Source organism: Streptomyces sp. BF23-19, from assembly GCF_041106355.1.
GTDB lineage: Bacteria > Actinomycetota > Actinomycetes > Streptomycetales > Streptomycetaceae > Streptomyces > Streptomyces virginiae_A.
In genome coordinates this window covers 1-14,122 of record NZ_JBGBPT010000005.1, presented here as the reverse complement: position 1 = coordinate 14,122, position 14,122 = coordinate 1, and the positions used below count along the sequence as shown (strand labels likewise).

The window sequence follows — 14,122 nt, the reverse complement described above, 5'->3', positions numbered from 1 at the left end:
CACATCGAACTGGGGGATTCATGCGTAGATCCCGAGGGCTGGTGGCCGCTCTCGCCCTGTCCCTGGCCGGAACCGGAGCGGGGGTGGGCCTCGGCCTGGTCCCGCAGGCGGCGGCGCTCACCCCGCCCGTCGCGTTCACCGCCGACGAGCTGTCCACCTGGCAGCCCGACGGCGTCGTCTGGGCCCTCGCCGAGGCGGGCGGCCAGGTCTTCGTCGGCGGCACCTTCTCCACGGTGCGCCCGCCGGCCGGAGGCTCCGGAAGCGAGCGGTCGGCCGTGAACTTCGTGGCCCTCGACGCCGCGACCGGCGCCCCGACCTCCTGCGAGCTGTCCTTCACCGTGGGCTCCGGCACCGCCACGGTCCGCGCGCTCGCCCTCTCACCGGACAAGGAGACCCTGTACGTCGGCGGCTACTTCGGCGCCGTCAACGGCACCGCCGTCTCCAGTCTCGCCGCCGTCGACGTGGCGAGCTGCACCGTGAAGCAGGGCTTCCGCCCAGCCTTCGCGGCCACCGTGCGCGCCCTCGCCGTCACCGGCGACACCGTCTACGCGGGCGGCGACTTCCTCACCGTCGCCGGCCAACCGCGTGGGCGCTTCGCCGCCGTCGGTGCGACCGACGGCGCCCTGAAGCCCTTCACCGCCGACGCCGACGAACCCGGGCGCGCCGTCGAGGTCACCCCGGACGGCGACCACGTGATCCTCGGCGGTGACTTCTTCACCGTCAACGGCACGAACACGCACGCCCTGGCCGTCGTCGACGCGACGAGCGGCGCGCTCACCAAGTCGTACGCCGGCTTCATCGAGACCAACTCCGTCGTCAAGGACATCGCGACCGACGGCACCGGCTTCTACACCGGCAACGAGGGTACGGGCGGCGGGGTCTTCGACGGCCGGATCGCCCTGAACCTCAGCGACTTCGGCCAGCGCTGGCGCGACACCTGCCTCGGCGCCACCCAGGCCGTGCTGCCCTACCAGAACGTGCTCTACAGCGCCTCGCACGCGCACGACTGCTCCAGCGTCGGCGAGTTCCCCGACGGCCAGCGCCACCACCTGCTCGCCCAGCCCACCACCGGCACCGGCAAGCTCGGCTGGGCCCCCGACACCAACGACGGCATCGGCGAGGGCATCGGACCGCGCGTGATGACGGTCGGCTCCAAGGCCGGCGTCCAGTACCTGTGGGTCGGCGGGGAGTTCACCACCGTCAACGGCGCCGCGCAGCAGAGCCTGACGCGCTTCGCCTCCACCGGGGACACCGGCGCGCCCACCGTGCCCGTGGCGAGCGCGGTCAGCTTCGAGCCGGACGAGGCCCAGGTGCGCTGGCGTACCAGCCTCGACCTCGACGACAGCGCGCTGACCTACCGGATCTACCGGAACGGCGCGGCCGCGCCGATCGCCACGGTCACCGCCGACTCGCTGTTCTTCCGGCGACCGCAGGCCTCCTGGACCGACACCACCGTGGCGGCGGGCCAGTCGTACACCTACCGCGTGACGGCCACCGACGGGGCCGGCAACACCAGCGCCCTGTCCGCGACGGCGAGCGTGACCGTCCCGACCACGGCGGAGGGCTACCCGAACAAGGTCCGCACCGACGGCGCCGAGCTGTACTGGCGCTACGACGAATCGACCCTGCCCTTCGTCGCCGACTCCTCGGCGGGCAACCGGAGCGGCGTCCACAACAACGCCCCCGCCCTGCGGCAGACGCCCGGCGCGGTCTCCGGCGCGAGCACGGCGATCGGCTTCAACGGCTCGAACACCCACGTGTACGGGGACGAGCGGCAGACGATCGGCAGCACCTACAGCGTCGAGACCTGGTTCCGGACCGACACCACCCGAGGCGGCAAGCTCGTCGGCTTCGGGAGCCGCCAGACCGGCGCAAGCAACCAGTACGACAAGCACGTCTACATGACCAACGACGGACGGCTGGTCTTCGGCGTCTACACCGGAGCCACCCGCACGATCACCACCCCGGCCGCCTACAACGACAACCAGTGGCACCATGTCGTCGCCACCCAGGGGCCGGGCGGGATGACCCTCTACGTGGACGGCGCGCCGAAGGGCACCCTGAACGTCACCACGCACGAGAACTACGCCGGCTACTGGCGCACCGGCGGCGACAACCTCAACGGCTGGCCGAACCGCCCGACCAGCGACTACTGGGCGGGCCGGCTCGACGAGACCGCCGTGTACCCGACGGTGCTCAGCGCGGCACAGGTGCAGAACCACTACGCCCTCGCCACCGCCCCGGCCGACTCGGTGGTCCAGGTCCCCGCCGCGGAGGACACCTACGCCAACGCGGGAGCGCCCGCCACCAACTACGGCACCTCGGGATCGCTCGCCGTGCGGGGCACCTCGTTCTACGGGAGCTACCTGCGCTTCGACCTGCCCGCCGCGCCCGCGGGCACGGTACTGAAGGCGGCCGCGCTCAGCGTGAAGACGAGCACGCAGAGCGGCGCCGGCACCACGGACACCGTCTCGGTGGTCCCGGTCACCGGCTCGTGGAGCGAGGGCGGCACCACGTACAACAACCGCCCCGCGCTGGGTGGTCCGGCGCTCGGTACCTTCGCCGGGATCGCGGACGGTTCGGCGGTGCACACCACCGGGCTGACCACCGCGAGCGTCGCGACGGCCCTCGGCGGCAGCTACGGCCTGGCGCTCACCAGCACCGGTACGGACGCCCTGTGGCTGTGGTCCTCCGAGGCGCAGGCGAACGAAGGGACGCCGCAGCTGACGCTCACCTTCGGCGCACCGTGACCTGACACCCCTCAGGGGACAGGAGGGGGCGCGGGTCGGCCTGAGGGCCGGCCCGCGCCCCCGGCCGTCTAACGGCGCGCGTCCACCACGGCGAGGAGCTTGCCGCTGGTCGCACTGCGGTCCAGCGACGCGCCGTCCACCGCCTCGACCACCAGGTCCAGCAGCCGCTCCGCGACCGCCGAGCGCAGCTCCGGGTAGCCGGCCAGGAAGACGTCCCGCAGCCGCTCCGGGTCCGTCGCCGCGGTCCGTTCCACCCGTACGGTCAGCCGCTCGCGCGCGTCGGCGGAGTCGAGCCGGACCTGCAACTCGCCCCGGTGGCCGCCCTGTTCCTCGGCCAGGACCAGGAAGCGCCGGAGGTTCAGGAAGTACGTCGCCACGCGCATCACGTCGCCGGTGCGGCCCCGCAGCTCGAAGCGCGGAGCGTGCCGTCCGCACGGGCAGCGGCCCGGGACCTCCCGGCCCAGGTCACCGATCACGTACCGGCCCAGCTGCTGGCCGCGCCGGGCATGCGTGGTGAAGACCAGCCGGCCCGTCTCACCCGGGACCACCGGGCGGTCCTCGGCCAGGTCCAGGATCTCCATCGTGTGCAGGTCGGCGTGCAGGTGGTGGACGCCGCCGGAGCTCTCGGTGCACTGGTAGCCCAGCGGGCCGAGGTCGGTGCTGCCGTAGGTGATCGAGTGGACCACCTCGATGCCGAAGGTGTCCTTCAAGGTGCGCCGCTGCTCCTCGGTGAAGTGCTCGCCCCCGTAGAACACCTTGCGCAGGCCGCCGTACGCGCGCAACGCGTCCTCCTCGGCGTGCAGCAGCTGCCACAGGTAGGAGGGCATGCCGAAGAGGGTGTCGGCCCCGTGGTCGATCAGCGCCTGCGCCGTGGCCCGGTGGTCGGGTCCCGCCGACAGCGGCAACTGCACCCCTCCGAGCCGTTCCAGCACGGAGAAGAAGCTGATGAAGCTGCCGTACATGGAGCCGCAGTAGAACAGGTTGGCGGTCCGGTCCACGGCCGGGTCGTAGCCGGCGGCCACCAGGCCCCGGGCCGCGGCGTGCATCTGCGTGTCGTAGTCGTCGTAGCTGAAGACCGACAGCGCCGGCGCGCCGGTGCTGCCACCGCTACGGAAGTACAGCTCGGCATCGGCCCGCGTCAGCCGGCGGGCCGGCTCCTGCACGTCCTCCTTGCCCAGCAGCGGGCCCGCGGGACGCGGCAGCAGCACGGGCCGGACCAGGTCGTCCAGGCAAGCGGTCGTGGCGAAGCCGGCCGGATCGGCCTGGACCGCGACGCGGCGGCTGTAGCGCTGCAGGGCGTAGACGCCGTCGTGCGGCTCACCCGCGTAGCTCCGCAGCATGGCGCCGACCGGCGTGACCCGGGTGACGCCCGCGGCGAGGGCGGTACGGGACAGCTCGGCGATGTCCGTGGCGCTGCCCGCGATGCCCGCCGTCTGGAGGTAGCGGCGCATCGGCCGCAGGGTGGCGATCAACCGCTTGCGGGGCAGCGGCTTGACCCACACGCTGCGGTGCAGCGGCGAGGCGGTCAGCGGGGACCGGGTGTCGGCCATGACCCGCCACGAGCCGTCGGGAGCGGCGAACACCCGGGTCAGGCCCAGGTGCTCCTCCAGCCGGGCCATCAGCTCGGTGGTGGTCAGCTCGGCCGCCTCCGCCGGGTCCGACTCTTCCGCCGGAGCACCGGTCGCGGCCGGCGGCCGGGTGGCGAGGACCGCGGCGAACCGCTCGGCGAAACCGAAGACCTCGTCCTCGTCCTCGGTGTCGAGGTAGACCACCTGGGGGCTGGAGCACGCCTCCTGCTCGTACAGGCAGACGTCGTCCGCCAGGGCGTCGAGCGTCCCGGCGTCCGACCACGCGTCGGCCGTCAGGTAGGCGAAGGAGATCCGGTGCCCCCACTCCACCAGCCGACAGCCGGCCGGCACATGGGCGGCCACCCCTTCGACGGCGGCCTCCCCGCCCCAGACGGCGACGGCGTCCGCCGGCGCGCACATCAGACGCAGCCACTCCTGCCGGGAGGAGGGGAAGCGCAGGACGACGATCCGCGCGGCGAGTGCGCCGCTGGGGTCCAGGGCCGCGAGCTCGGCCATCAGGTGCTGGGTCAGCAGGGTGTCGTCGCTGCTGGTCTTGAGCACGTTGACGTTGCCGGCGAGCAGGCCCTCGACGATGCTCAGGGGCGCGACCGTCGCGGCGTTGCCCGGCGCGATGTGGGCGACCATCCCGACGGGCGCCCACGCTTCGTAGACCGTCTCGCGCGGATCCGCCCGGTTCAGCCGGCCGGGCGTCGCGCTCCCGAGTTCCCGGCGCAGCTTGCGCGTCAGCTCCCGCCGGCCGAGGAGAGCGCCCAACTCGGCCAGGACGGCCGGGTCCTCGCCCTCGGGCAGGTGCGCGGCGAGCCGGGCACGCACCGGGTGGTCCGGGTCGCCCAGGGCGGCGCCGAGGGCGTCGCACGCGGCCAGGACGGTCTCGGTCTCCAGCCCCTCGGCCAGTGCGGCTTCGACGGCCACCGGCAGCTCGGCGAGGTGGCGGACGGCCTCCTCGTCGTCGATGAAGGAGCCCTGCCAGTAGTGGTGGTGCACGTTCAAGGTCACGCCATTCCCTTCATCAGTTCCGCTGCGGCCACCGCGCAGCTGCGGTTGCGGCTCACCCCGGCACGGCCGTGGACGGTGAACCAGGGGGTCGGGAGCTCGCACCCGCAGGCGTCGCCCGGCTGGAGGGAGGCGAGGTCGCCCATGACCACGCTCTGCGCCGGCTCCGAGGTGATGTACGGCGACACGAGGTGCAGGTAGCCCCGCTCCCCGTACGGCAGGGGTTCGAGCGTGCGGGTGGAGCGGATCGTCACCCGCGACCAGACGGGCGCGTGCAGCCGGTGGTGGTCGCACTCGATGTACGGGATGCAGTGCTCGACCGAGCCGAAGGTGTCCCGGATCCGCTCACCGGGAATGCCGAGCTGCTCGGTGACCCGGGAGTACAGCTCCTCCTTGCCGATGCGCCGGTCGGAGTGGCCCTTCCAGCCGCCGCCGAGGACGACGAGGGACCCTTCGGGCAGGCGCAGCGGAGGCAGCCCCATGGCCCGCATCCGCTCCAGGGTGAAGAAGAGGAACGCCGGGAAGCCGAGGATGCGGACCGGGGCGTCCTCCCGCTCGAAGCGGCGCAGTGCGGCGATGCAGCCGAAGGGGTCGAACTCGTGCTCGCCGCCGGTGTTGCGCAGCGCGTACGCGACGCTGCGCGCGGGGGCGAAATCGCACAGGTAGTTGTCGGTGAAGGCGGTCCCGAGGTTCAGCGAGGGGGCCGGCTCGTAGCTGTAGAGGAGGTAGTTGACCTCCTGGTCGGGGGTGATCCACCCGTTGCGGTCGAAGATCCGGGCGACCATGCGCTGGGCGGAGCGGATGGTCCACCGGTCGAAGAACATCTGCGACTTCTGGCCGGTGGTGCCGGAGGAGGTCAGGTGCAGGTCGACATCCTCGCGGGGGATGGAGAGCACCTCGTGCCGCTTGAAGAAGTTCGCGTGGACGAGCGGCGTACGGTACGGCTCGGCCGGGGGAGTGGCCTCGTACAGGGAACGGAAGAACGCGGAGCGCTCGGTGTGCCAGGCGTTGGTCTCCGCCATGGCCGCGGCGAACAGTGCGTCCTGCTCGGGGCCGAAGGCGTACGGGTCGGTCAGGTCGCACAGCTCTTGTACGTGCGGCAGCAGGGCCGGGTCGGGTACGGCGACCGGCGCGAGATGGGGGTTCATGAGGCAACCTCGGATGATGTGGGCAGGTGGGTCGACGCCCAGGCCGACACGTAGCAGTCCAGGTACGGCTGGAGGGGCGGTTCGACGGCGACGCCGCGGAAGTCGATGCGCTCGCCGGAACGCGACAGGACGACGTAGTCGTGGAAGCCGTCCCCGTCCGCGCGCATGGCCGGGTAGAGGGCTCCGGCGACGAACCCCTGGGCGAGGAAGGCCGAGAGGGCCTCGTGGTGCGCCAGCGGTACCAGGGCTTCGACGTAGCTGGCGCCCGCGCGGGCCAGGGCTCGGGTGACGGGTTCGAGGTGGGCCGCGGCGGCGGCCGGATCGGGATGGGCGGTCAGCAGGGAGCCGTAGCCGCCGGCGCGGTTGAGGTAGGCGTAGACCTCGAACCGGCCGTCCTCGGGGGTGAGCAGCACGTTCGGGGTGTGCAGCGGGTAGAACCAGCCCTCGGCGCGGGGGAACCGCTCGCGGAAGCGGCGGCGGACAAAGGCCGGTGCCTCGATCACTTCCAGCCGTTCGACGGCCGTGTGCGGCGCCGGCGCCGGGAGCGGGCGGGCGGTGGCCCTGACGCCGGGGTACTCGATGCCGAGCGCGGACTCGGAGGTGCGCAGCAACGGCAGCAGCGGGGCCGGTACTTCGGCGACGGGGATCCGACGGTCGAGCACTCCGCCGGCGTGACGCGCGTAGAGCGCGAGGCTTTCGCGGGTGCTGAGGTCGACCGCGTTGGGCAGGATGCCCAGCGGGCGGAAACCGTTGCGGGCGACGACGCGCTGCGGACCGGCGCTGACGGTGCGCACGGTCGCGTACACCGAGTCCAGGCGGCCCGTATCCAGCATTCCGGCGCACAGGGCCTCGGTCAGGGCGGCGGCCAGGCCCGCCGAGCGGTGCTCGGGGTGCACGGCGATGCCCTCCAACCGGCCGGTGCGGCTGCCGGCCTCGCCGTGGATGGCGGCGGACGCGGTCAGGGCCCCGGTGTCGGCGCAGCGGGTGACGAGCCACAGGGAGTGCGGGTCCGCGATGAGCCGGGCCATCTCGGCCGGGTCGGTGCCCAGTGCCACCGGGTAGTGCGGCCCGTAGACGGCGTAGTAGAGCTGGCGCAGTTCGGCGATGTCCGCGCGGACGGCCGGGGCGATCACAAGGCTCATCGCTCGCCTCCCGTGGATTGCGCCGCGGCCGCCTCGGGCGTACGGGCCCCGAGCAGGGCCAACGCGCAGGCCGCGGGGAGCAGTCCGATGCCCTGCGCGAGGCAGAGCGTCTGCGGGGAGAGGTGGTCGCCGGCGGAGCCGAACACCAGGGACGCCACCGGCAGCGAGGCGCCCAGGACGGCCTGCATCACGGCGAAGAAGCCGGGCTTGTCCGCCGTCGGCACCATCCGCTGGAACAGGGCGACGAAGCGGACGCTGACGGCCCCGGCACACCAGCCGGCCACGGCCAGGCAGCCCGCGACGACCGGGCGCTGCGCGAACAGCCCGGGCAGCGCCAGGGCGAGGGCCATCAGGCCCAGGCACCAGGCGCCGGCGACGGTGGGCCGGCCCGGCACGCGGGTGCCGGTGAACGCGCCGACGAGCGCGCCGGTGCCCAGGGATGCCTCCAGCAGGGCCACGGTGCCGCCTCCGCCGAGGAGCACCGACCGGGTGTAGAGGGGGATGACGACGAACACGGCGGCGGTGAACAGGTTGGCCGCGGTGAAGCAGATCAGGATCCGCCGTACGGAGGGCAGTTCGGCCAGGATGCGGCGGAGCGGGCGCCGCCGGGGCGGGGCCGCCGCACCGTCCGCGCCGTCCGCGCCGTCCGTCCCGTCCACCCCGTCCGGCGCGACGGTACGGAACCGGGCGCACGCGACGAGCACGGCGGCGCCGAGGTAGGCGGCCGCGCAACCGGCGGACAGTCCGGCCACGCCCGCCCGGTCGACGGTCAGGGCGCCGAGCAGCGCGCCCACGAGGCCCGCCAAGGACTGGGTGGACAGCTCGAAGCCGGTGGCCGTCTCGATGTCGGCGTCGTCGACGAGTTCGGGGACCGAGGTGGTCAGACACGGATCGAAGAACGCCTGGCAGGTGGCCAGGGCGAGACCGGCGGCGTACACCGTGGTCAGCGGCAGGCCGCCGCCGTACGCCCACAGCGCGAGGGCGGCCGAGGCGACCCCGGCAACGGCGGCGGGGGTCCGCAGCACCGAGCGGTGCGCGCACCGGGCGACGGCCCCGGCCACGACGGGCGCCAGCGCCACGGCGGGCAGCGTGCAGACGGCCATGAACAGCCCCGAGGCCAGCCCACGGGCTTCGGGCACGGCGTAGGCGACGATCCACCAGGACACGCCGACCTGGAACATGCGCACGGCGGCCTGGGTGAGGACCTGGCCGAGCCATACGGCGCCGAAGGCGCGGTTGCGCAGCACCAGCGGAGCGCGGCGGCGCTCGGTCCCGGTCCGCGGCTCCGGACGCGCCTGCGTCTCGGCGGTGCCGACGGTGTCGGCCCGGTCGGCCTCGTCGGCCAGGGGTGCGGCGGTCATGCGGTCGGCCTCTCGTCGAGGACGCGGACGAGCTTGCCCGTGCGCGGGTTGACGGCGAGGTCGCGGTGGCGCGCCCACTCCACGGACAGCGGGTGCACGAACCCGGCACGCACGCTGTCCGGATAGAGCGGCCGTACGGTCTCCAGCTCCGTGACGACGGCCTCGGCCAGTGCCGCACGGTCGCCCGCGACCGGGCCGCGGGCCTCGTCACCGGGGGTCGTCGCCAGTCGCAGGACGAGCCCGTCACGGCCGTCCCAGCGGCGGACGACGAGTTGCATGCCGACCACGTGGCCCGCGGTGTCCGCCGCGGCCACGGCGTCCTGGGCGTCCTGCGTGTAGAGGGAGACGGGACCCACCCGCACGCCCTCCTCGGCGCGCCCGAGGATCCTGAAGTGGCCGGGCCCGGTGCCGGTCCACTCGGCCCGGTCGCCGGCGGGGTAGCGGATGATCGGCATCAGGCGGCGGAAGAGGCTGGTGACGACGACGCGGCCGGGCCGCCCAGGTTCCGTGATGGGCTCGTCGGTGGAGTCGTCGAGGATCTCGACGACCGCGTACGGGGAGAAGGCCCGGTGCACCCGGGCGTCGGGGCCGGACACCGGGCGGCCGAGCAGGCCCGCGTCGACGCTGGCGTAGCCGACGGAACGGACCTCGGCTCCGGGGAACGCGGCGGTCAGCAGACGTCGTTGGTCGTCGAAGAGGGCCTCTCCGCCGAAGAGGAGCAACTCCACCGCGTCGAGCCGGACACCGGAGGAGACGACCTGCTCGGCGAGCCGGCACAGAGTGGTGGGCGTGCCGGTCAGCACCTGGGCGGCGAGATCGCGCAGCGTGGGGATCGTCGACTCCAGCGGCGCGCCGCCGCCGATGGGCAGGCGGACGTTGTCCACGGGCGCGTGGGCGAGCGAGTCGAGGACGAAGAGGAAGCTGGCGTACAGCTCCCCGGCGTAGAAGAGGTCGGCGACGCGGTGCCCCGGGCGCAGACCGGTGTCCACGAGCCCCTGGCCGAAGGCGGTGACGAACGTGCGCCACTCGTCGCGGGTGTAGACGGAGAACTTGGGGGACCCGGTGGTGCCGCCGGTCTTGTAGACCGTGGCCTCGCTGAGCGGGCCGGTCAGCACACGGCTGTCGTGCAGGGTGTTGGCCGCCCAGAAGTCCTGCTGGTCGACCACCGGAAGGTCCGTGAGGCGGTCGACGTGCGGTGGCAGGGACGCGTAGAGGTCCCGATAGTAGGGCGAGTTGTGGCGGGCGAAACGTATGAGGTCCGAGAGCTGCAGGGCGGACATGAGCCTTTGCCTGGGTGACGGGAACGGGGACGGGAGCCACGGCGGCCGCGGCGAGAGCTGTGACCCGCCCGCGGCATCGATCCGGTGTGAACGGGGGACCCCCCGGCGCCCCCGCCTCCCTCTGACGCACGCCGAAAGCTGACGTGCAGTCATGATGATGAAACATCAGTCCGCTCATCGCCAAATTGGCCGAGTATTTCCGGACAGTGGGACCATATTCAACAATTCTTTCGGTACGGCTGGTTCCGGTAACGGCCTCCGGCGGGTCCCGCAACCCGCCGAACCAGCCGCTCGGTCGACGGCTCGTCTCCGTCCCTCAACGGGACGGTTCCTCGCCCAGGTCGTAGACGAAGGTGTACGCGACGGAGGTGTCACCGTGGCGGTAGGTGAAACCGCCGGAGCCCGTCAGTCCCACGAGGTCCCCGGTGCCGGATCCGGGCACCACCTCGAAACGGCAGACCGTGCCGCCGGCGTCGAAGGTGCCGCGCTCCTCCAGTACGAAGCTGCCCTTGCGGCCGTCGAGACCGCCGGATACCAACTCCATCCCGCTGTAGGAACCGAGGTTCTCCCCGATGTAGGCGATCGTGTAGTCGCCGGCGGGCTCGGGGGGCGCGGTCCCGCCCGGGAAGGCGTTGTTGACATGGGCGTGGGCGAGCCGCGGGACGGCGTCCGCGGCGCCGACCGGGCTCTCCTGCCAGTTGGCGAAGGTGAAGCGGCCACCGGTCTCTACGGGCGTGGGCATGATGGGCGATGGTCCTCTCGGCCTGCCGGACGGCCTCTCCGCCCGGTGTGCTCCAGGCTGGCAGCCGTACCTGACACCTTCTGTCAGGTACGGGAGACAATGACGCCATGCGCGCCGACCGGCTTCTCTCCCTGCTCCTGCTGCTGCAGAACCGCGGCCGGATGACCGCGCCCGAACTCGCCGCCGAGCTCGAGGTGTCGGTGCGCACCATCCACCGCGACATCGAGGCCCTCGGCGCCTCGGGCGTACCCGTCCTCGCCGACCGCGGCCCGGCCGGGGGCTACCGGCTGGCCGACGGCTACCGCACACGCCTCACCGGCCTCACCGACGCCCAGGCCGGCTCCCTCTTCCTGGCCGGCGCCCCCGGACCCGCGCGGGAGCTCGGCCTCGGCGCCGATCTGGCCACCGCCCAGCTCAAACTCCAGGCGGCGCTGCCGGCCGCGCTCGCCGGACGGGCCCGCCGGATCCAGGACCGGTTCCACCTCGACGCGCCCGCCTGGTTCCGGGAGGCCGACCCCGTCCCGCACCTCGCGCAGATCGCCCAGGCCGTCTGGGACCAGCACGTCCTGCGCACCCACTACCGCCGGTGGCGCGGTGAGGTGCGGCGCGAGCTGCGTCCGCTCGGTCTCGTCCTCAAGGGCGGCATCTGGTACCTCGTCGCCGATGTCGACGGCGTCGTACGCACCTACCGCGTCTCCCGGTTCCTGACCGTGGACACCGCGCCGGAACGCTTCGAACGGCCCGCCGGATTCGAACTGGCCGCGTACTGGCAGGAGTCCACCAGCCGCCTGGACGCCGCACTCCACCAACAGACCGCCGAACTCCGCCTGTCCCCGCGCGGCCAGCTGCTGCTGCCGATGCAGTTCGGGGCTGCGGGCACCCGGGCACTCGCCGAAGCCGACCCGGCCGACGCGGACGGCTGGGTCCGGCTGCGCATCGCCGTGGAGTCCCCGGCCGTCGCCGTCGGCGACCTGCTGCGCCTGGGCACGGAGGCGGAGGTGCTCGGCCCGCCCGAACTGCGCCGCGCCCTCGCCGAGACGGTGACCGCGCTGGCCGGACGCTACGCACCTGACGAGGTGTCCGGGCCCGCCCCGCGCGTCTCACCTTGAGCCGGTCGGGCACCCGCCGGGTCGCTCCGGGCACTCAGGGTCCGCCCGGTCCGCCCGGTCCGCCCGGGGGCTCCACCTCCAGGAAGCGGCGTCGTCGCGGGCCCCGGTACAGCAGGCACACCCAGCCCAGCCCCTCCAGCACGGCGGCGCAGGCCGTCAGCCGCTCCTGCTCCTCACCGGCCGCTCCGCCGCCCGCCGGGCCCACCCAGGTCACCTCCACCCGCCCGGCCTCCGCTCCGGCCGCCACGCGGTAGCCCGTCCGCGTACGCCGCCCCTCCTCGTCCACCGCCGAGGCCGCGATGCCCGCCGCCTCCAGGGCGAGGGCCACCGCGCGCGGCAGCTGGCGTACCTCCCAGGGCGCGGGAACCGCCGCGCCCGCCGGGCCGTTCACCAGACGGCGGATCTGCAGCAGCCCCTCGTACGCGGTGCGCAGCTCCGCCTGACGCCCGCCCGGCGCGGCCGCCGGACCGTCGCCCGTCGCGGGCTCGAACCCCTGCCCGGGTACCGCCATCACCCACCCCCGTCCCGCCCGTCTGAGTACCTCACGCCCGACGGCCTGAGTATCCACCCCGATTCCCGGGCGCCGCTCCGCTGCTGGAATGGGGACATGACTTCACAGGCCCCGAGCGGCGCGACGACCGCCCGCCCGCGCATGCAGCACGTGACCACCGCCGGCTCGGCCCTGGCCGTGGCCCTGGTCCCGCTCGTGGTCGGCGTCCTGTTCGCCAAGGCGATGGCCACCGATCCGATGACCCCGGTCAACGCCCTGATCGCGGGCGGCGGCCAGCGGGCCGCACTGCCCCGGGGCGAGTGGAAGCGGCGCGGCCACACCACCGTGCGCAGGCTGCGCACGGCCCGGCGCGACACGGCCCGGCGGTGTGCCCGCGCCTGCGGCCGCCGCCCCTGAGCGGCCGGGGTCAGGAGGTGGCGGCCAGCGGCTCCTGGAGTTCGGTGACCCACTGATCGGGATCCTCCGGGCAGGCCAGGGTCAGTTCGCGGGCGTACCCGGCCGAGCGGTGCCCGTGCGCGTCGATCCACCGGGCGAGTGCCTGCGACGTCGGCAGGACCCCGTCCATCGAGCCGCGGTGCACCACGGTCGCGGCCCGCTCCACCGCCGGCAGCGTGACGATCCGGACCTCGCCCCCGAGGTCCTCGGCGCGGACCGACGCCGCCACCGGCAGTCCGGCGTGGACGAGGACGGCCGACGCGGCTCCCGTGCCGGGCACGTCCTCGTAGTAGGCGGTCCCCGGGCCGGTCGGGACGACCCCGGCCGCCTCGATCCGGCGGCACAGCTCGTCGTAGAGCGGCCCGATGACCGGGCCGATGTCCTGCGGTTCGTAACTCCCGGCCGTGCCGGTCAGCTCGGCGAGCCGGACGGGCGGAAGGCTCTTCACGACGATGTCGTCGGCGGGCATGGTTCCCTCTTCCTCGATGGTCCGGAGCCTCGCCTCGACCTGCACCAGCCGGGCCGCCGCGGCGGCCATGGCGCTCTCCAGCTCGGCCTGCCGCAGTCGCAGCATGCCGCGCAGCTCCTCCGCGCCCACCCGCTCGGCGAGGATCGATCCCACCTGGTCCAGGGAGAAGCCGAGTTCCTTGAGCGCGATGACCCGGTTGAGGCGGGCGAGTTGCCCGGCCTCGTAGAAGCGGTAGCCGGTGAAGGGGTCGACACGTGCCGGGCGCAGCAGTCCGAGGGCGTCGTAGTGACGCAACATGCGGACCGACACCCGGCCGTGCTTGGCGAAGTCTCCGATGGTGAACATGACGCTCTCCACTACAAGGTCTGACACAGGGGGAGGGTCAAGCGTCGCACCGGGGAAGGACGCGGTGGTCAGCGGCCGTACTGCCGCAGACACAGGTCGACGATGGACGGCGGCACCGTGCCGTCCGCGGCCGCGCACAGCTGGTCCAGGCGCGGCGGCGGGGCCGGCCCCCGCCGCGGATGGGTCGTCGCCGCTCCGGGTGCCCGCCCCCGCCGGGGCGGCGGTCCCGCGGTTCGCCTCCGTCAGCG

At 73.6% G+C, this 14,122-nt stretch carries 11 protein-coding genes; 3 read left to right on the top strand and 8 right to left on the bottom strand.

The genetic code is table 11. The annotated features are described in order from the left end of the window. Positions 1-20 precede the first annotated feature (20 nt). On the top strand, positions 21-2,750 hold the full coding sequence (locus AB8A24_RS04365; protein WP_369474777.1) for a DNRLRE domain-containing protein: 2,730 nt from the start codon (positions 21-23) through the stop codon (positions 2,748-2,750). A gap of 68 nt (positions 2,751-2,818) precedes the next feature. Here AB8A24_RS04365 and AB8A24_RS04360 read toward each other — a convergent pair whose 3' ends face one another. From AB8A24_RS04360 to AB8A24_RS04335, 6 genes are all read right to left on the bottom strand, one after another. Next, complete coding sequence (locus tag AB8A24_RS04360) at positions 2,819-5,335, bottom strand: acyl-CoA reductase (RefSeq protein ID WP_328964678.1); 2,517 nt, start codon at positions 5,333-5,335, stop codon at positions 2,819-2,821. Then, positions 5,332-6,480 (bottom strand): acyl-protein synthase, encoded by a 1,149-nt coding sequence (locus AB8A24_RS04355; RefSeq protein WP_369474775.1) that lies wholly within the window; start codon positions 6,478-6,480, stop codon positions 5,332-5,334. The genes AB8A24_RS04360 and AB8A24_RS04355 overlap by 4 nt, the downstream gene beginning before the upstream one ends. Then, on the bottom strand, positions 6,477-7,622 hold the full coding sequence (locus AB8A24_RS04350; protein ID WP_328964679.1) for a GNAT family N-acetyltransferase: 1,146 nt from the start codon (positions 7,620-7,622) through the stop codon (positions 6,477-6,479). Before AB8A24_RS04350 ends, AB8A24_RS04355 begins: the two co-directional genes overlap by 4 nt. Beyond that, positions 7,619-8,983 (bottom strand): MFS transporter, encoded by a 1,365-nt coding sequence (locus AB8A24_RS04345; RefSeq protein ID WP_369474773.1) that lies wholly within the window; start codon positions 8,981-8,983, stop codon positions 7,619-7,621. Before AB8A24_RS04345 ends, AB8A24_RS04350 begins: the two co-directional genes overlap by 4 nt. Next, the gene (locus AB8A24_RS04340; protein WP_328964681.1) at positions 8,980-10,263 is read right to left on the bottom strand and encodes a phenylacetate--CoA ligase family protein; all 1,284 of its coding nucleotides are present in this window, start codon (positions 10,261-10,263) and stop codon (positions 8,980-8,982) included. Before AB8A24_RS04340 ends, AB8A24_RS04345 begins: the two co-directional genes overlap by 4 nt. 316 nt (positions 10,264-10,579) lie before the next feature. Continuing rightward, complete coding sequence (locus AB8A24_RS04335; RefSeq protein ID WP_369474771.1) at positions 10,580-11,005, bottom strand: DUF3224 domain-containing protein; 426 nt, start codon at positions 11,003-11,005, stop codon at positions 10,580-10,582. A 107-nt stretch (positions 11,006-11,112) separates the two neighbouring features. Here AB8A24_RS04335 and AB8A24_RS04330 point away from each other — a divergent pair, with 107 nt between their 5' ends. Further along, positions 11,113-12,114: a transcriptional regulator gene (locus tag AB8A24_RS04330; protein ID WP_328964683.1), complete on the top strand. Its 1,002-nt coding sequence runs from the start codon at positions 11,113-11,115 to the stop codon at positions 12,112-12,114. 34 nt (positions 12,115-12,148) lie between these two features. Here the strand turns inward: AB8A24_RS04330 and AB8A24_RS04325 are convergent, their stop codons facing one another. Then, positions 12,149-12,625: a hypothetical protein gene (locus AB8A24_RS04325; protein WP_328964684.1), complete on the bottom strand. Its 477-nt coding sequence runs from the start codon at positions 12,623-12,625 to the stop codon at positions 12,149-12,151. Between the two features lie 96 nt (positions 12,626-12,721). On the opposite strand from AB8A24_RS04325, the gene AB8A24_RS04320 reads away from it, so the two are divergent. After that, on the top strand, positions 12,722-13,021 hold the full coding sequence (locus tag AB8A24_RS04320; protein WP_266387492.1) for a hypothetical protein: 300 nt from the start codon (positions 12,722-12,724) through the stop codon (positions 13,019-13,021). 10 nt (positions 13,022-13,031) lie between these two features. Here AB8A24_RS04320 and AB8A24_RS04315 read toward each other — a convergent pair whose 3' ends face one another. After that, the gene (locus AB8A24_RS04315; RefSeq protein WP_369474903.1) at positions 13,032-13,874 is read right to left on the bottom strand and encodes a MerR family transcriptional regulator; all 843 of its coding nucleotides are present in this window, start codon (positions 13,872-13,874) and stop codon (positions 13,032-13,034) included. Positions 13,875-14,122: the final 248 nt, after the last annotated feature.